The following is a 17,158-nucleotide window of genomic DNA, read 5'->3' as shown; positions in this document are numbered from 1 at the left end:
GCTCGAACTTCGCAAGCGAAACACGAAATTTTGCCGTAAGAGCGCAGGATGATTTTAAATCCTTTAAATTTAGCACTTAATTTTACGACCGAAATTCTACGCCCAAGCCCCGAGCGCGAAAATTCCGCGCCTTGCTTTTCTTTAAAATTTCGCGCTGAAATTTTATTTTAAAGCCTCGCGCCGAAATTCTATCCGCGCGAAGCCCTATGCGTTAATGCGTCGCAAAAAAGCTCTGAATTTTAGCTTTATCGCTCGTTTTGCTAAGGGCTAACATCAGCAGCACGCGCGCCTTTTGTGGATTTAAATTATCTGCGGTTAGAAAGCCAAGTTTTGCGTCGTCCACCTCCGAGCTAACGCTAGTTGAGCCGCTGCCCGTGCGGCTTGAGCGCACGACGATCACGCCCGCTTCGCTAGCTTTTGCAAGCGCAGCCTGCAGATCCGGATATAAATTTCCATTGCCTACGCCCGCTACGATAATGCCCTTAGCGCCCTTTTGCACCGCTGCATCGACCAAATCGCCACTATCTTGCGCGTGTCCATAGATGATATCGACGCGCGGCAAGGCTTTGAGGTCCTTGATATTAAACTCACTTGCGACGGTGTGTTTGCGAAGCGGTGCCATATAAAAATTTACGACGCCATAATTTACGGTGCCGATCTTGCCGGAATTCGGCGAGGCAAAAGCCGCAACGTTAGTAGTATTTGTTTTCGTAACCTCGCGCGCGGCGTGGATTTCGTCGTTCATTACTACAAGAGCGCCCTTTTCGCGAGCGTTTTTATCTGCCGCGACGCTTACGGCGTTATAGATATTCAAAGGGCCGTCCGCGCTCATCGAATCGGCGTTTCGCATCGCGCCCACCAAAACGATCGGTTTTTTGGATTTTATGACTAAGCTTAAAAAATACGCCGTCTCCTCCATCGTATCGGTTCCATGCACGATGACGACGCCGTCTACGTCGTTTTTAGTAAGCAGTTCGCTTACGCGGTTTGCGAGCTTGAGCCAAATTTCATCATTCATCTCCTGCGAGCCGATATTTGAAATTTGCTCGCTTTTAATCGTGGCTAAATCCCCTAGCTGCGGCACTGCCGATAATATCTCCTCTATGCCCTTAGAGCCTGCGGTATAGTTGCCCTCCGTGGCACTTGCGCTGCTTCCCGCGATAGTGCCGCCGGTAGCTAAAATATAAATATTTGGCTTCGCAGCAGCCAAAGATGACGCGATAAAAAACGTAATGAACGCAAATTTCTTGAGTAGCCCCATAGTTGCTCCTTAAAAAGTGATAAAATTTTTATAATTTAAGCAAAATTCTAGCATAAAATTTTTATTATATTTTATTTTGCTGCTATAATGCGCGAAAAATTTTGATTATTTTAAGGAAATTTTATGGGACTGAAAAGCGATAAATGGATCAGACAGATGTCGCAGCAGCACGATATGATATCGCCCTTTTGCGAGGAGAATATCGGCCGCGGCGTCGTTAGCTACGGACTTTCGAGCTACGGATACGACATACGCGTAGCGCGCGAATTTAAAATTTTTACAAACGTCGGCGGAACGGTCGTCGATCCTAAAAATTTCGACGCAAAAAACGTCGTGGACTTTGAGGGCGACGTCTGCATCGTGCCGCCGAATTCCTTCGCTCTAGCGCGCACTATCGAATACTTCAAAATGCCGCGCGACGTGCTTGCGATCTGCCTCGGTAAAAGTACCTACGCGCGCTGTGGCATCATCGTAAACGTAACGCCCTTTGAGCCCGGTTTTGAGGGACACATCACGATTGAAATTTCCAACACCACGCCGCTGCCTGCAAAAATTTACGCGAACGAAGGCATCGCGCAGGTTTTATTTCTGCAAGGAGATGAGCCATGTGAGGTGAGCTACTGCGATAAAAAGGGCAAATACCAAAGCCAAAAGGGCATCACGCTGCCTAGAATTCTAAAGGATTAAACAATGAAAAATTTAATCATCGTAGAATCCCCGGCAAAAGCCAAAACGATCAAAAATTTCTTAGGCGATGACTACGACGTAATCGCGTCTAAAGGCCATATCCGCGATCTACCGCAAAAAAAATTCGGCATTAAAATCAAAGATAAAAGCTTCGAGCCCGAATACGAAATCAGCGCCGATCACGATCAGATCGTAAAGCAGATAAAGACGCTCGCTAAAAAGGCGGATCAAATTTACCTCGCGACGGACGAGGACCGCGAGGGCGAGGCGATCGCCTATCATATCGCAGCTTCGATCGGCAAGCAAGCGGAGGAGCTGCCGCGCATCGTGTTTCACGAGATCACCAAAAGCGCGATCTCAAACGCGCTAAGCTCGCCGCGCAAGCTGAATATCGCAAGCGTAAACGCCCAACAAGCGCGCCGCCTGCTCGATCGCATCGTGGGCTACAAGCTAAGTCCGCTTTTAAATTTAAAGATCCAGCGCGGCTTAAGCGCGGGTCGCGTCCAAAGCGCCGCGCTTAAGATCGTCGTCGATCGCGAGCGCGAAATTTTAAATTTTAAACCGGTAGAATTTCACAGCATCGACGCAGTTTTTAAAAAGGACTTGGAAGCCGAGCTCGTGGAATTTCGCGGCAAAAAGATGGAAAAGCTCTCGGTCAAAAACGCGGCGCAAGCTAGCGAGATCGTCTCTGAGCTGCAAAAAGACAGATTTAGCGTAGAGAGTATCGAGAGTAAATCGCGCAAGACGAACCCCTATCCGCCGTTTATGACCTCGACGCTACAACAGGCGGCGAGCACGGCTCTGGGCTTTAATCCGCGCAAAACGATGAGCCTCGCGCAGAGCCTTTACGAGGGCGTCAATACCAAAAACGGCGGCGCGATCACCTATATGCGAACCGACTCGCTAAATATCGCTAAAGAAGCGATCGCGGCGGCTCGCGAGCTAATCGAGCAGCGCTTCGGCGAAAAGTATCTACCGAAAAGCCCGAATTTATACGCCACCAAAAGTAAAGGCGCGCAGGAAGCGCACGAAGCGATAAGGCCTACCGATCTGAAGCTTACCCCCGAGCTCGCGCAAAAGATCCTGCCTCGCGACGAGTACCGCCTTTACGCACTCATCTACAACCGCTTCGTAGCCTCGCAGATGAGCCCTAGCGTCTCGCAGGTCCAAACGATCATCGTACGCGGCGAAGCGGGCGCGTTTAAGATCAGCGGACGCAAGGTGGAATTTGACGGATTTTACAAGGCTTACGGCGATCTGGATAAAGATAAAATTTTACCGAGCCTTAGCGCGGGTGACGTGATGAGCCTGCAAAGCCTAAGCTCGCAGCAGCATTTCACCGAGCCGCCGGCGCGCTATTCGGAAGCGAGCCTCATCAAAAAGCTCGAAAGCCTCGGCATCGGCAGGCCCTCGACTTATGCGCCTACCATCTCGCTGCTTACGGCGCGCAACTACGTAAATATCGAGCAAAAGCACCTGGTGCCGAGCGAGATCGCCTTTAAGATCACCGAGATGCTGGAGCAAAATTTTAAAAACATCGTCGATAGCGAGTTTACCTCCAAAATGGAAGAAAAGCTCGACGACATCGCCGAAAACAAAGCGGACTGGCAGCAAATTTTGGCGGATTTCTACTACCCTTTTATGGACGAGATCGCCAAAGGAAAAACGTCGATCGCAAGCCAAAAGCTAGCCGAAAAGATCGGCGAAGCATGCCCGAACTGCGGCGGCGAGCTACTTAGGCGCCAGGGCAGATTCGGCGAGTTCATCGCTTGCTCGAACTATCCGAAATGTAAATACTCGCGAAACGCGGACGCTAGCGCCGAGGGGGCAAGCGAGGAGAAGGCGGCGCCCGAAGTACTAGATGAAAAATGCCCGCAGTGCGGTAAAAATTTGATCAAGCGAAAGGGCAGATACGGCGAGTTTATCGCTTGCGAGGGCTATCCGAAGTGCAAATACTCGCGCAAAATCGAGGGCGTGGCAAAGGAGAAAAAGCCGCTCGTCTCCACGGGCGTCAAGTGCCCGAGCTGCGGCACGGGCGAGATCGTCGAGCGCTTCTCCAGACGCGGCAAATTCTACGGCTGCACGAACTACCCTAAATGCGGCTTTGTGAGCAACTACGCGCCGATTGCGCGCGCGTGCCCGCAGTGCGGCAACTCATACATGCTCCGAAAAGAGCTGAAAAAAGGCAACTTCGCCGAGTGCCCGCAGTGCAAGCTTAAAGAAGAGATCGATTGATAATAGGCGTCATCTCGGACTCTCATCGCGAAACGGATGTCCCCGCAAGCGCTATAGAATGGCTGCTCGCGCACGGAGCGGATCTGCTCGTACACGCGGGCGACATCGTCGCGAGCGAGACGCTGCGGCTTTTGAGGCAAAGCGGCAAGCCTTACTTTGCGGTTTTAGGGAACAACGACGAAGCGCTTGCTGAGTTTAAAAATGAGTTCAACCTACAGAGTGAGCCCTTCTGCACGGAGTTTGCCGGGCTGCGACTAAAAATAATGCACCATCCGTTTTATCTATTTGACGAGGAGCCCGCGGCGCAAAATGAAGCAGACGGATTAAATTTAAACGCGGATTTAGGCGCGGGTGCGGATCGCGTGGTAAATTTTCGCATGGATTGCGGCGCGGGCCTAGCCAAAAATTCTAGCTTTAGCGACGAAGCAAGTTGCGGCATGAATTTAGGCTCAAACTGCGGAGCAGATCGCAGAGAAATTTTAATCGCAAATTCTAATGGCGCGGACGTTGATAAAATTTTAGATAGTGCACTCCGCGCAGACGAAAATTTCAAAAACGCGCATAAAGCGAGCGTAAATTTAAAAAGTGGGCAACCCGCAAGTCCAAATGTAAACTTGGGCTTGAATGCGGGCGCGGAAGTGAACTCAAATGCAAATTTGGACTTAGATTTGAATGTAGACCTTGCTTCGGGCACGAACGCAAATTTAAACTCAAATGCAAGCGCAAATTTAGCCGCTGATATGAGCCCAGATATGAATTCTAAAGCAAGCTCCGGTGCGGATCGCGTAGTAAATTTAACGGCGCCGAACTCATGCGCAAATTTAGTCGCACCGAATTCATGCGTAAATTTAGCCACACCAAACTTGAACTCAAATTTGACCGCGAATTCTGACTCCAATGCAAGCGGCGAAAGTAAAAATCAGGGTTTGTGCCAGTGCGGCGCGGATAAAATTCCAACTATCAAAATTTACGGTCACACCCACTATTTCGCCGCGGCGGTGGACAAAAACGGCGCGCTCGTGCTAAATCCGGGCGAGATTTGCGGGCGCAAAAAGCGACTTTTCGAGTTTGCCTACGTCGTGGCGCAGGGCGAGAAATTCCGCGTATTTCACGTCTGTGCCGCGCCCGAAAAAGCTCTAAAATGTCGCGAACGCGAGATAAAACTATGAATGAAATTTACGTCCTAATCGCGCTATCGTTTTTGATCTTTGCTTCGCCATTTTTGGCTAGCTTAGCTAGAATTCCGCTCTCGCCTATGGAGATTATGCTCGGCATCATAGCTGCAAATTTAGGGCTTTTGCCGCCAAGCGCGACCTTCGATCTAGCCGCGCAGATCGGCTTTTGCTACCTTATGTTTTTGGCGGGCTGCGAGGTGGATTTCCGCGCGCTGCTTGCGATGCCGCGCAAAATTTTGCGGCTGATCCTAATCTTTTTGGCGCTGCTTTATATCCTAAGCGCGCTTGCGGTTTGGATGTTTGAACTGCCGAAGATGCTTATCATCGCAGCGCCTCTGATGAGCGTCGGGCTGCTTTCGGCGCTGTATAAGGAGTACGGTAAGGATCAAGCGTGGCTCAATCTCGCAATGCCCGCGGGCGTGATCGGCGAGCTTATTAGCATCGCCGCCCTCACGGTGGGCGGCATCTACCTTAAAAACGGCTTCGGCGTGGAGATGGTGCTTCATATCGGCGCGCTTTTGGGCTTTTCGGTAGCAGCCCTTGCGGTTTTTAAAGGGCTTGAAATTTTATTTTGGTGGTTCCCCGCGCTAAAAACGGTCATCATGCCCAAATACGACAAAAATGAAAAGGACGTGCGATTTGCGATGGCGCTGTTTTGCCTCATCTGCGCCGGAGTAATGCTTTTGGGGCTTGAGGTCGTCATCGGCGCCTTCATCGCAGGCACCTTTCTGCCGACCTTTTTCTCGCACAAGGACGACCTCATCGAAAAGCTATCGTCGTTCGGCTTCGGCTTTTTAGTGCCGATATTTTTCATACACACCGGAGCGGTGATCAAGCTTGAGGCGCTCCTTATGCCCGGAGTGATGAGCTTCGCCGTAAGCCTAGCGGCGCTGATGTTTGGCATCAGACTGCTTGCGAGCGCTACGTTTTTAAGCACCCTGGGGCGCAAAGGCGCGGTGCTTTTCGCGCTATCACTATCTATGCCGCTAACCCTCGTCATCGCCACGGCGACGCTTTTTTACTCCACCGCCGCGATCTCGCAAGAGATATACTTCGCGATGATCATCGCCTCGCTCATAGAGGCGCTCGCGTCGATGATTTTGATAAATTTTATTTACAAGAAATTTTAGGGCGGGAATTTTAGAATTTTAAGATTATAGGATTTTGGAATTATAGGATTTTAAAGTCCTATGAAATTCTAGAATTCTATGAAATTTGATTTGATGCGGGGCTAAGATGGAGTTAAATTTAAAGCTCTATTTTACGCCGCGATTGGTTAGGTCTTGTAGTTCCATAGTATAATTCGGCTCCGGTTTCCACAAATCACAGTCCCTATATGCTTCTAAAATTTCTTTTAACAGACATAAAATGTCTTGCTTATTAAGACTTTGCGTATGATTTGGTTTTAAATCTAGGAGTTTCCAAATCCTATGAAATTCCTCTGGAACTACTTTTCTATCAATATTTACCTCATGATCTATAATCATCTCTATAATTTCACCTTTATGATATAATATCCAAATAGACTTTGTATCGTAATCGTGGTCGTGTTCATAGCCTGGGAAGCTATAAAGAAACCAAGCCCAGCAATCTCTCTCCCTATCGATAGTCCATCGCAGCTCATTAATAAAAGTCTCATAGTATGGATTATATTTGTAGTAAATTTTACTCAATCCATACTTCTCATCATCATCTTTTGTGATGATTGCATTTTCAAACGCCATCTGCGCTCCTTGGAATTTAAAATTTAGCGTGCAAACAGAAATTTCAAGTGCAAATTTTATGCGGAATTTCGCGACACAGCCGAAAACGGCAAGCGTGGAAATTCCCAACTCGCGCGCTAAAAGATGGATCGGCGCGCTTGCTGCGACCGCTAACTCCGCTCGCCGCTGATATATTTGCTCCCTCTAGCCGCGGCAAAGCAAAAGCGGCTCGTCAGCAAAGCTAGCAATAAAATTAATCGCAACCCATCCGCAAAATGGCATAACTGCACGATTTATGGACGGGCTAGCAAGATCAAAGCAAGCCGATTAAAATTTAAGCTTTAGCTTGCGGCGCTTAAAGCCAACTTAAGCCTAGACGCGGTGCGGGCGATATGCCGTGACACAGCACCCAAGCCTCAATCTACATTAAGACCGGAATTTTCGTCTTTTGCAGGAAGTATTTCGACGCGCCGCCTAAGAAAATCTCCTTTATGCCGCTGTCTGAGTGCAAGCCCGCGACGATGAGGTCGAAATCGCCCGCATCGGCATACTCTAGCAGCACCTGCCCCGGGATCTTGCCGTCTGCGTTTAGTGTCTCGAAAGCATCGATATTAACGTCGTGCAGAGCCAAATAATCGCTTATGCGGCGCTTCGTTTCGGGGATGCTCTCTTGAAGATAGTGGTTTGCCGTGATGACGGTGACGGATTTGGCGCGCTGTAAAAGCTCTAGCCAATTATCAAGCGCCCTTGCAGACGCCGCAGTACCGGTAAGCGAGACCAAAATTTTATCCGCCCTAAACTCCTTCAGCTTGCGCGGTATGACGATGCAAGGCTTGCCGCTTTTAGTGACCGCCGCCTCGAATGTGCCGGTGATAGAGCCGGTAGGCGGCACCGAAACCAGCACCAAATCGCAATATTTGGAGTATTTCTCGACCAGCTCGGAGCGGATGCCTACCATATGCCTCAAAGCGGCGCTATTTGGGACGTGATCGTCGTCGCTTTGATCTAGGCCCAGCTTGGCGCATTCGGCGTCGAAGATCGCTTTAATCTCCTCGCGCTCGGCCCTCATCTCATCGCCCGCTGATTTTAAAAATTCCTCCATCAACACGCCGCCTTTTAGCGTCATACGAACGTTGTAGATCATCTTAGGATCGAGCTGGCACGCCATTATGTTTATGTGCGTGCCGAAAAATTTATTCACTAGCAGCGCTCCGCGTATACGCTCTGCCAGCTCCTCGCCACCGCCGATAGGGAAAAAAATCTTTTTAAGCTGCATCTCATACTCCTATTAAAATTTTAAGCTAATTCCAGTGAAATTTTAGTGCCTTTCTGATCGGTCACGCGCACTCGCACCACGTCGCCCGCCTTGTAAGGCGTCGTGATAAATTTGGCGCGCAGTAGCCCATCCACGCCGTCTCGCAGCGAGATAAAGGTGCCAAAATCCAGCACGCTTTGCACCACGCCGTCAAACTCCTCGCCGATCTGAAATTTTACCTCTTTGCGCTCATTGCGCGGCTTGCGAAAATCGCGAGAATTCGAGACTATCGATAAAATTTTCTCTTTCGCGCCTGATACGCCGCCCGATTTTGCGCCTTGGATCTTAACCTCGCCCTTTTCGCGATCCAGATCGATATTTACGCCGAAGCTTTCGGTAATCTCTTTGATGACCTTGCCGCCCTGGCCGATGATGTCGGGGATTTTGCTCGGATCGACGCTAAAAATTTCAAGCTTCGGAAGCACATCTTGATTTATCACGATCGCCGCGTCCGCCTGCTCCATTATGCCCAAAATATGCGCACGAGCCTGTTTTGCCTGTGCGAGAGCCTCTTTTAAAACTTCCAGGCTGATGCCGCCGAGCTTGATATCCATCTGAAGCGCGGTGATGCCCTCGTGGGTGCCCGCGACCTTAAAGTCCATATCGCCGTCGTGATCCTCAAGACCCATTATGTCGGTTAGCACGGCGTGTTTTTCGCCCTCAAAAATCAAGCCCATCGCGACGCCCGCAACGAGCTTTAGCGTAGGCACGCCCGCTGCGCGCAATGAAAGTGCGCCGCCGCAGACCGAAGCCATAGAGCTTGAGCCGTTGCTCTCTAAAATTTCGCTTACCACGCGGATAGACTGCGGCGAGTTTAGATCGATACTCGGATACAGCGCTCTTTTGGCTAAATTTCCATGTCCCAGTTCGCGTCTGCCGGGGCTTTTAAGCGGGCTTGCTTCGCCGACGCAAAAGCCCGGGAAGTTGTAGTTAAACATAAATCTATCGTTGATCGGCTCGAGCTGCGTTAGGCTGTCGCTTAGCTGCGCATCGCTATCGCCGCCCAGCGTGGTGACGACCAAAGCTTGCGTCTGCCCGCGCGTAAATAGGCAGCTTCCGTGCGCGCACGGCAGGATATTTGTCTCGATACTGATCGGGCGCACCTCATCAAGCGCGCGTCCGTCGGCTCTGCAGCGATCCTCGATGATCTGCGTGCGGATGATGCCGCGCTTATACTTGCCAATGACGCTGGAGATCACCTCTTTGCTCCATTCGTTTTGCGCCGCAGCCTCGGTCGCTAAAATTTGATCCACGATTTTGTTTAGTTCGGTAGCGCGCTCGCTCTTTGCCATCTGATTGATCGCCGCTTTGACGGCGTCTTTGTAGTTTGCGTCGATGAAGCTTGCGATCTCCTCATCCTCGATCTCAGGCTTATACTCCAGGCTCGCATCCGGCTTTTTAAGCGGCAGAAAGGCCTCTTCGTAGGCGCCCGAGCCCACACTTATCGCCTTTGCGGCAAAATCGATCGCATCTACCATCAGATCTTCACTAAATTCATTCATCTGTTGCGCGCCGCCTCTAATCTGCGGCAGGGAGCGCATCTCGATCATCAAAAGCTCATCGCCGACGCCCGCTACATAAAGATCGAGCGCACTAGCTTTAAGCGCGGAGTTGCTCGGATTTAAGATGAAATTTCCGTTTTCATAGCCTATGCGCACGCCGCAAACCGGCGCTTTAATCGGGATGTCGCTAAGATACAGAGCCGCAGACGCCGCATTAAGAGCAACGACTTGCAGATCGACCTCCGGATCTGCCGATAGCACGTAAACTACGATCTGCGTCGGATACGCGTATCCCTTTGGAAAGAGCGGGCGCAGCGAGCGGTCTATGATGCGGCTCGTTAGCGTCTCAAAATCGCCCGGCTTGGTCTCGCGCTTGATGTAGCCTCCGGGGATTCTGCCTGCTGCGTACATCTTTTCGATATACTGCACGGTAAGGGGCAAAAAGTCCTCCTGCACCTGCGTCTCTTCGCGCGCTACGGTAGCCAGCACGACGGTATTTTTCACACGCAAAAGCGCCGCACCCGCGGCTTGCTTTGCGACCTTATTGATATCGAAAATTTCGGTATTGCCATTTACTTCAATTTTGCACTGCATTAATTTTCTCCTTGTTTTTGTTAGTCTCGTGAAACGGCAGATAAAGCGGGCATTTGTTTAAAATTTGCATTATCTCCTCCGCGCTTGAGAGCGTTTTTTCTTTGTAATAAAAATCCACATTCACAAAATCTCTGATCTTATGAACAGCATAAATTCCATCTACTAGCATGGCGATCTCGTCTGCATTATCGCTGCCGATAACGGGCGTAGCGTAAAAGATCGCTTTGGCGTTTAAGCTTACGAGCGTCTTTATGCAAGTAAGTGCAGTCAGCCCGCTCTCACACCCCTCATCTACCAAGATGACGTTTTTTTTCTCTAAATTTCCCAAAAGCTCACCCTTGCGAAATTTATACATGTTTTTTAAAATTTTCTCCTCATAAAGTCTATTCGCCTGCCCGTAAACGTAATCCAGGCTGATGCCGAAGCTTCGCACGAGCTCATCTACCATCACGATCTCTTGGGTTTCGCTTACGCACGCGATCGCGCATTCCGGATTATTGGGTGCCAAAACGGGTTCTGTGAATAAAAACTCATAAGCAAGCCCTAATTTTAGAGCAAGATGGTTTGCGATAGGAAGCGACTCCAGAGACTGAGCGATTATTAGAAAATTTTCGTTTTTGATCACGGTAGCGGGTAAAATTTCTGCGAGTTTCATCGCGGCGTCAATTTGGTTTTCAAACATCAGCTCAGCTCTAGGCGTCATTATTTTTCGCTTCCGTATTCGCTATCTACCGAAAAATCATACCCTACTCCGCCGAACGGATAGAAATTTACGAGAAAGTAAATTCCGCGCTCCTTGCTTGCTTTGCTGTAGCCCGTCGTACTGGTATTTTTAGGCTCAATATCCTCTTGATACACAAAAGAGTAATTCCAACACTTGCGCGTATGAGAAAGTCCCACACGCCACATTTTAGAATAAGATCGCTCCAAGTCGTAATCCCAACGCCCAAAAATTTTATTATTCCTAGGTAAATTTACCGAAGCGTTTACGATGCCGTAGTTATCTTTCGTATAGCGTTTAGGCTCCATGCTTAGCTTTTCATATTCGTAAGCGTGGCTGAGTCCAAAGCTAAAGTCGTCGTTGGAGTAGTTGGCGTAGGTATAGACCTTATCGAAGCTTTTATATTTATGCGAGTAGGTAAAGCGGTTTCCGATATTTAGCCCATTTGCAAAATACGCATCGATGCGGTGTTCTAAATCGTCAAACTGATGATCGTCGAAGTCATATCGCTGCTTGACACTATGGCGTAAGAATTTACGTCCGTCCTCATTATAAAAAAACTGCGTCATACTTAAAGCTGCATTTTCGTGGGTGTATTCGTCGCTAAGCTCACTTAAGAAGTTATCCTCCCAATAAAGCGAGTCTTGCAAGTTACCCAGCCGTGAGCGATCTACTGCGCCGCGAGCAAGGTCGTATTTATACTGATGATACTTTAAAATTCTATCCTCGATGTCGCCTTGCTGCCATCCGGGAATTCTAAAATCCGCCCTCCAGCTCATCGTATGATACAAGCTATCGTAAGCCCTGGCTACGTCGGTGTAGAGTGAAAGCTCGGTGTATTGATTAGCGTAGAAAGTGCTTTTATCCTCGCCAAGATCTCCGTTTGCGTAGTAGAATTTATCGTGCCAATCGATATTGGTCATATACACTCGCTCGGTAAAGGCGAAATTTAAATAATCCGCCAGTAGCGGCGTGCTTATACTAATCGGTACGTCAAACTCGTATTGGCGAGCAGTCGCGCCCTCCCATCTGGTGTAATTACGCGCCTTCGCATCAAGCGAATAGATCAAATTTGGCAGTCCCAAATCATTGCTAAATTTATGATATTGCAGCGTCGGAAGCTCTTGGACGGTATCTTCGTTGCGAAAGGTATTATCGGCGTTTAGCTTGCTTGTATCGATATAGTAGCGTCCGTAAGCGCCAAAATAGTGCTCGTCTGAGGTCAAATAATAATTCAGCCGTGAAGTTACGAGCGAGTTATCCGCATCGTTGCCAAGACCTCCCTTTTCCTTCAGATCGTAGTATTCAAGGTCGTTTAGCTGAGTAAAATCGATCCATAAATTTTCGCGCAGATCGCCGTCTAGCAAATAGGTCGCGAGCTTGCTGCGATCGTATTGCACTTCAAAGCCGTGATGGCGCTCGTTTTTGTATTCGAGGCGCTTTTGCGCTCGCGAAAAGTTATCGAAAACTCCGCCTCTAATCTCGCCGTAAGAATACGGCGACTCCGTAAATCGAAATGTCCCGTATACGCCAAAGCCCCTGCGCGTGCGCACCTGCGGATCGAGCTGAAAATCCCAGCTATCGTAAGGCGCAAAATAGATCGGTTGCTTGTAGTAAATCCCTTCCTTGCTGATGTAGCCGGCCTCGGGAGGCAGCAAGCCCGTGCGACGCGTACGGTCGGTCGGAAAGCCGAAATACGGCAGATAGAGCACCGGCACATCACCCACGTAAAATCTTGGATTAAAAAGATGGAGGAATTTGCTCTCTTTATTTAGCATGCCGCTACTAAATTTGATGCGCCAATCAGGATCGGTAACGTTGCAGCTAGATACGCTGGAGCCCTCCACGCGGTAATATTCGCTGTCGCTGCAGCTAGCGTCGTTTTGCATCCAAAGCTCGGAGTCCTTGTCCATCATAAAATTTACGTCGGCTTGCTGCTTATCGTTTTTCAGATCGATTTTGACATGCTGTGCACGCGTGGTCTCGCTGCTACCGCGCATCGCATTGACGTTGCCGAAAAGCTCGATGATGCCGTTTTGTTCGTCGTATGTAGCGCGATCGGCGGTGATAAAGTAGTCCTGCGAATACACCGTTACGTTGCCGCTCGCCTCCGTCAAAAAGCCGTTTTTCTCGACATTATCTGCTATGAGCTCGACGTCTTGGACCTTTGCACTCGCACTACTTGCTAAAAGAGCGCTAAAACTAAGCGCTAGAATTTTAAATTTTTTACTCTTTTTCAATCTCTACCACCAATGTTTTCGCCGCCATATCATGCAGGCTCTGACGCGAGTTCGTAAAAAGCGCCACCAAAAATCCCATATAAAAGATCATCTCGCTTATCAACCTAACCGCCGCGCGGATCGCTGCCGTAGCGATATCCATAGCGCTGCCGTCAGCGCGGACGCAATAAATTTTAACCGCAAGCTTGCCTAGCGTCGCGCCGTATAGATAGACAAAAATCGCTTGATATAAAAATTTTATTATCGCGTAATGCAAAATGAATTTCGACGCGATCTTTTGTACCTCAAGATTGCTTCCGCTCTGCGCCGCTGCAACAAGCTCTGGCTCGTCGATAGCAAATAGCACGACCACAAAAAGCGTTACGCTCACCGCTTCGTCGATACTAAACGCGATTACGCGCTTGCTAAGCGGAGCGACGATCAAATTTTATCTCTTAAGGCTTGGTGCGCGATATCGCGCCTATACTGCGCGCCGCTAAATTTTATATTTTCGCACAGCGCGTAAGCCGCATCGCGCGCCTGCTTTAGGCTCTGCGCGACGCCCACGCTTACCAAAACGCGCCCGCCGCTAGCGTAAATCTGCCCCTCCCGCTCGCTCACGCCCGCGTAGCAGATATGCGCGCTCGCGGGAATTTCGCCGACTTCGATCAAAGCAGGCTGCGAAGAACCGTAAGGATAGCGCTCGCTAGCCATCACGACGCCAACCGCAAATCGCTCTTTTAAGCTTATGCTACTTAGCTTGCCTACGGCGGCGTTGTATAAAATTTCGCTCAAATTTCCGTCGATTAGCGGCATCAAAACCTCGCACTCGGGATCGCCGAAGCGGACGTTGTACTCCAACACGTAAGGCTCGCCGCCTACGATCATAAGCCCCACGAATAGCACGCCGCAAAAGGGCGCGCCCTGCTGCTGCATCCCTTTTAGCGTGGGTGCGACGATCTCGCTTTCTACTCTTTTTATCAGCACGGCATCCGCTAGCGGGCTTGGCGCATAAGCTCCCATGCCGCCGGTGTTCGGACCCAGATCGCCGTCAAGCAGCTTTTTGTGATCCTGCGCTACGGGCAGGCTTACGAAATTTTCCCCGTCGCAGATCGCAAAAAAGCTCAGCTCAAAACCCTCTAAAAACTCCTCCACGACGACGCGCTTGCCCGCTTCGCCGAAGCTTTCGCCGCTTAGCATATCCGCGGCGGCTTTTTTAGCTTCATCTTTGGAATTTGCGATAATGACGCCTTTGCCCGCGCACAGGCCGTCTGCTTTGACCACGACGCGGCCGTTTAGGGTATCGATAAATTTTGAAATTTCGGATAGATCGTCGCTGCTTAGAAATTTTGCGGTTTTAATATGATTTTGCGCCAGAAAGTCCTTCATATAGGCTTTAGAGCCCTCAAGCTTTGCCGCAGCAGCGCTGGGACCGAATATCGCGAGACCTTGCGCTTTGAAAATATCCACGATCCCTTTTGTAAGCGGCTCTTCGGCGCCCACGATAGTAAGAGCTATGTCGTTGTTTTTGGCAAAGAGCGCGAGTTCATCAAAATCTTTTAAATCTAAATTTTTACCGAGCACCTTTGTAGCGCCGTTTCCTGGAGCAAAATACAGATTTAAAACGTTTTTATCCTCGCGAAGTCTTAGCCCGATCGCGTATTCTCTACCGCCGCCGCCGATTATTAGGATATTCAATGAAGCCTCCGTAACGTAAAAAACCCAAGTGAGCGTTGCGTAAAAAGAATCGGCTCAAACAAAGCCAATCTTGCAACTAGGAAAAATCTCTAGGTCGCAACCCGTAACTTTAAAAAAGCTCGAGCCGAGCCGCGTCACACGGACCTCTCACGTCGTCGCTTATACAAATATGTTGAACCCTCATATAAAACGCTCTCGCTTCACCCAGGCTTGGGCAAAATTATAGTCAAAATTTGCTTAAACTATGGCAAAAGCGCCAGATCGACGCAGGATTTTATCGACCTTCTTTCACAGATTATCGGCTCGCAAAACTCGCTCAAAACGCTCGCCGTCGTCCTACCGATGCAGATCGCCTTGTAGCTCCCGTCCCAGCCGAAATTTGCGGTAAAGCCACGAACGTTTTTAGGCGAGGTAAAAATCAGTGTGCTGCCTTGCGGCGGCTTTGCGGCGGCAGACAGGCTGAGAATGGAATTTTCGTAGGCAATCACGCTTTGCAGCCGCACGCCGGCGCTAGATAGAATTTGCTCCAGCTTTGATACCGTCTCGCGAGCGCGCAGATACAGCGCGTCTCTGCCCCTTAGAAGCGGCGCGATCTCAGCGGCAAACTCATTTCCGTGCCCGTGTAGCGCCACAAAAATATCGCGAAATCCAAACTCGCGCGCAGCCGCCGCACACGGCTCGCCGATAGCGTAAACGGGCGTATCTAAATCAGGCAAAATTTCATTAAATTTTATCGCCGCCACCGCGTTTTTGGAGGTAAAAATTAGCGCGCCCGTCTGCGCAGGCAGGCTAAATTTGAGAAATTTTATCTCGCAGACCGCAAGCCGCCTCACCTGCGGATGATCAAATCTCGTATTAGACACCAAATATATCAAAACGCTCTCCAAAATATTTAAATTTACTTTGATTCAGCCTCACTCCTACCTCCACGACGCGTAGAAACAAAGAAAATATTATTTGATTTGCTTCGACTTAATTCTACTCCGAGCCGCCCTTTTTGCCTGGGCAAAACCGCCTGTCTGACCTGCCTACGCTTATTTAGTCACGCTTAAGCAGTCTAGCGGCGGCACGCTTTTTTAAAATTTTATCTCACTGTCTAAATTTGCAACCAAGCACTCCACTTTGCGCCGGCTCGGTCTTTTAAATTTAACTTTATAGCCTCAGGCGCCTTCTCTAAAGCCAGCTTAGGACGCGCCGCCGTTCTTAAATTTTACTTAGCGGGTCGCGGCAAGCACTTAAAACACTGTCGAGAGGCCCGCTCAGGACACAGCTAACGCGCCGCCGCTCGCTAATCCCGCCTAGCCCGTGTATGCATCCACACAGATCGCCGAAGTTTCAAATTTAAAGACACGATCGCAAAATTTCAAAATTTTGCCGCCTAAATTTTGAAACGCTTAAAATTTCATCCTTGCGCTTAAAAAACTCCGCTAGCGTGCTATTTTTTATTACACTCTTTTTCGTTCTCATCGCCCCGCCGAGCTCAATGAAAAATGCCCGTCCTCGTCCGCTATATACTCATAAAGCTCGCGCACGTTCAAATTTGGCTCCTTAAATTTAGCCTTTCAGCCACTCGTTTAAAATTTCAATCTGTGCCTCTACGCTCTCATTTGCCGTGCCTCCTTGCGACTTGCGCGCCTCCTTAGAAGCGTTTAGATCAAGAAATTTAACCGCATCGCCGCCTAAGCTTTCATCCACGCTAGCAAGCTGCTGCGCATTTAGCTCGCTCAAATCTAGACCCAAATTTTCCGCATACGCCACGGCTTTACCCGTGATGAAGTGCGCCTGGCGAAAGGGTACGTTTTTCTCCCGCACGAGATAGTCTGCCAGATCGGTCGCCGTGAGGTGTCCGCGCCTGGTCATCGCGAGCATATTTTGCTCGTTAAATTTAGCCGTTTTTAACATCTGTTTTAAAATTTCAAGGCTAGCAAGCGCGGTGGCGACGCTATCAAAAACGCCCTCCTTGTCCTCTTGCATATCCTTGTTGTATGCTAGTGGCAAGCCCTTCATCACCGTTAGCAGCGCGACGAGATTGCCGTTTACGCGTCCCG

Annotated in this window: 14 protein-coding genes and 1 pseudogene; 4 read left to right on the top strand and 11 right to left on the bottom strand. The window is 49.5% G+C overall.

Annotation, left to right across the window (positions count from 1 at the left end; translation table 11 throughout):
- Positions 1–211 precede the first annotated feature (211 nt).
- The gene (locus Q0144_RS01775) at positions 212–1,210 is read right to left on the bottom strand and encodes a type II asparaginase (RefSeq protein WP_298061359.1); all 999 of its coding nucleotides are present in this window, start codon (positions 1,208–1,210) and stop codon (positions 212–214) included.
- A gap of 174 nt (positions 1,211–1,384) precedes the next feature.
- Between Q0144_RS01775 and dcd the strand changes: the two genes are divergently transcribed.
- Genes dcd through Q0144_RS01755 form a run of 4 tightly spaced genes read left to right on the top strand, consistent with a single transcriptional unit; the run spans position 1,385 to position 6,488 of the window.
- A complete protein-coding gene (dcd, locus tag Q0144_RS01770; RefSeq protein ID WP_298061201.1) occupies positions 1,385–1,948 on the top strand; it encodes a dCTP deaminase in 564 nt (187 codons plus the stop codon).
- 3 nt (positions 1,949–1,951) lie between these two features.
- A complete protein-coding gene (gene topA / locus Q0144_RS01765) occupies positions 1,952–4,183 on the top strand; it encodes a type I DNA topoisomerase (protein WP_298061200.1) in 2,232 nt (743 codons plus the stop codon).
- Positions 4,180–5,352, top strand: coding sequence for a metallophosphoesterase family protein (locus Q0144_RS01760; protein ID WP_298061199.1), 1,173 nt, complete (start codon positions 4,180–4,182; stop codon positions 5,350–5,352). Before topA ends, Q0144_RS01760 begins: the two co-directional genes overlap by 4 nt.
- Positions 5,325–6,488 (top strand): cation:proton antiporter, encoded by a 1,164-nt coding sequence (locus Q0144_RS01755; protein WP_298061197.1) that lies wholly within the window; start codon positions 5,325–5,327, stop codon positions 6,486–6,488. Before Q0144_RS01760 ends, Q0144_RS01755 begins: the two co-directional genes overlap by 28 nt.
- 126 nt (positions 6,489–6,614) lie before the next feature.
- On the opposite strand, the gene Q0144_RS01750 is transcribed toward Q0144_RS01755, so the two are convergent.
- From Q0144_RS01750 to Q0144_RS01705, 10 genes and pseudogenes are all read right to left on the bottom strand, one after another.
- Positions 6,615–7,082 carry a hypothetical protein gene (locus Q0144_RS01750; protein ID WP_298061196.1) on the bottom strand — a complete coding sequence of 156 codons (468 nt, stop codon included), beginning with the start codon at positions 7,080–7,082 and terminating at the stop codon, positions 6,615–6,617.
- Between the two features lie 400 nt (positions 7,083–7,482).
- On the bottom strand, positions 7,483–8,337 hold the full coding sequence (locus Q0144_RS01745) for a universal stress protein (RefSeq protein WP_298061195.1): 855 nt from the start codon (positions 8,335–8,337) through the stop codon (positions 7,483–7,485).
- Between the two features lie 20 nt (positions 8,338–8,357).
- Positions 8,358–10,472: a polyribonucleotide nucleotidyltransferase gene (locus Q0144_RS01740; protein WP_298061194.1), complete on the bottom strand. Its 2,115-nt coding sequence runs from the start codon at positions 10,470–10,472 to the stop codon at positions 8,358–8,360.
- Positions 10,456–11,175, bottom strand: coding sequence for a phosphoribosyltransferase family protein (locus Q0144_RS01735; protein WP_005871536.1), 720 nt, complete (start codon positions 11,173–11,175; stop codon positions 10,456–10,458). Before Q0144_RS01735 ends, Q0144_RS01740 begins: the two co-directional genes overlap by 17 nt.
- Positions 11,175–13,433, bottom strand: a complete 2,259-nt coding sequence (locus Q0144_RS01730) for an LPS-assembly protein LptD (RefSeq protein WP_298061193.1) — start codon at positions 13,431–13,433, stop codon at positions 11,175–11,177. Before Q0144_RS01730 ends, Q0144_RS01735 begins: the two co-directional genes overlap by 1 nt.
- On the bottom strand, positions 13,420–13,857 hold the full coding sequence (locus tag Q0144_RS01725) for an RDD family protein (RefSeq protein ID WP_298061174.1): 438 nt from the start codon (positions 13,855–13,857) through the stop codon (positions 13,420–13,422). Before Q0144_RS01725 ends, Q0144_RS01730 begins: the two co-directional genes overlap by 14 nt.
- Positions 13,854–15,110 carry a phosphoribosylamine--glycine ligase gene (gene purD / locus Q0144_RS01720; protein WP_298061173.1) on the bottom strand — a complete coding sequence of 419 codons (1,257 nt, stop codon included), beginning with the start codon at positions 15,108–15,110 and terminating at the stop codon, positions 13,854–13,856. Before purD ends, Q0144_RS01725 begins: the two co-directional genes overlap by 4 nt.
- 242 nt (positions 15,111–15,352) lie before the next feature.
- Positions 15,353–15,985 (bottom strand): uroporphyrinogen-III synthase, encoded by a 633-nt coding sequence (locus tag Q0144_RS01715; protein WP_298061172.1) that lies wholly within the window; start codon positions 15,983–15,985, stop codon positions 15,353–15,355.
- 466 nt (positions 15,986–16,451) lie between these two features.
- Complete coding sequence (locus tag Q0144_RS01710) at positions 16,452–16,577, bottom strand: hypothetical protein (RefSeq protein WP_298061170.1); 126 nt, start codon at positions 16,575–16,577, stop codon at positions 16,452–16,454.
- Between the two features lie 87 nt (positions 16,578–16,664).
- A pseudogene (locus tag Q0144_RS01705) lies at positions 16,665–17,158 on the bottom strand (argininosuccinate lyase); the annotation flags it as partial.

Origin of the sequence: uncultured Campylobacter sp. (genome assembly GCF_938045345.1) — a bacterium.
Classification (GTDB): Bacteria; Campylobacterota; Campylobacteria; order Campylobacterales; family Campylobacteraceae; genus Campylobacter_B.
The sequence above is the reverse complement of the archived record's forward strand: the minus strand, read 5'-3'. Positions and strand labels throughout refer to the sequence as shown.

What these genes read in the sequence shown, in the direction of transcription:
- topA (WP_298061200.1), top strand. Translation starts at nt 1,952, where the DNA reads ATGAAAAATTTAATCATCGTAGAATCCCCGGCAAAAGCCAAAACGATC.
- Q0144_RS01735 (WP_005871536.1), bottom strand. Translation starts at nt 11,175, where the DNA reads ATGACGCCTAGAGCTGAGCTGATGTTTGAAAACCAAATTGACGCCGCG.
- dcd (WP_298061201.1), top strand. Translation starts at nt 1,385, where the DNA reads ATGGGACTGAAAAGCGATAAATGGATCAGACAGATGTCGCAGCAGCAC.
- Q0144_RS01740 (WP_298061194.1), bottom strand. Translation starts at nt 10,472, where the DNA reads ATGCAGTGCAAAATTGAAGTAAATGGCAATACCGAAATTTTCGATATC.
- Q0144_RS01755 (WP_298061197.1), top strand. Translation starts at nt 5,325, where the DNA reads ATGTCGCGAACGCGAGATAAAACTATGAATGAAATTTACGTCCTAATC.
- Q0144_RS01750 (WP_298061196.1), bottom strand. Translation starts at nt 7,082, where the DNA reads ATGGCGTTTGAAAATGCAATCATCACAAAAGATGATGATGAGAAGTAT.
- Q0144_RS01745 (WP_298061195.1), bottom strand. Translation starts at nt 8,337, where the DNA reads ATGCAGCTTAAAAAGATTTTTTTCCCTATCGGCGGTGGCGAGGAGCTG.
- Q0144_RS01710 (WP_298061170.1), bottom strand. Translation starts at nt 16,577, where the DNA reads ATGAGAACGAAAAAGAGTGTAATAAAAAATAGCACGCTAGCGGAGTTT.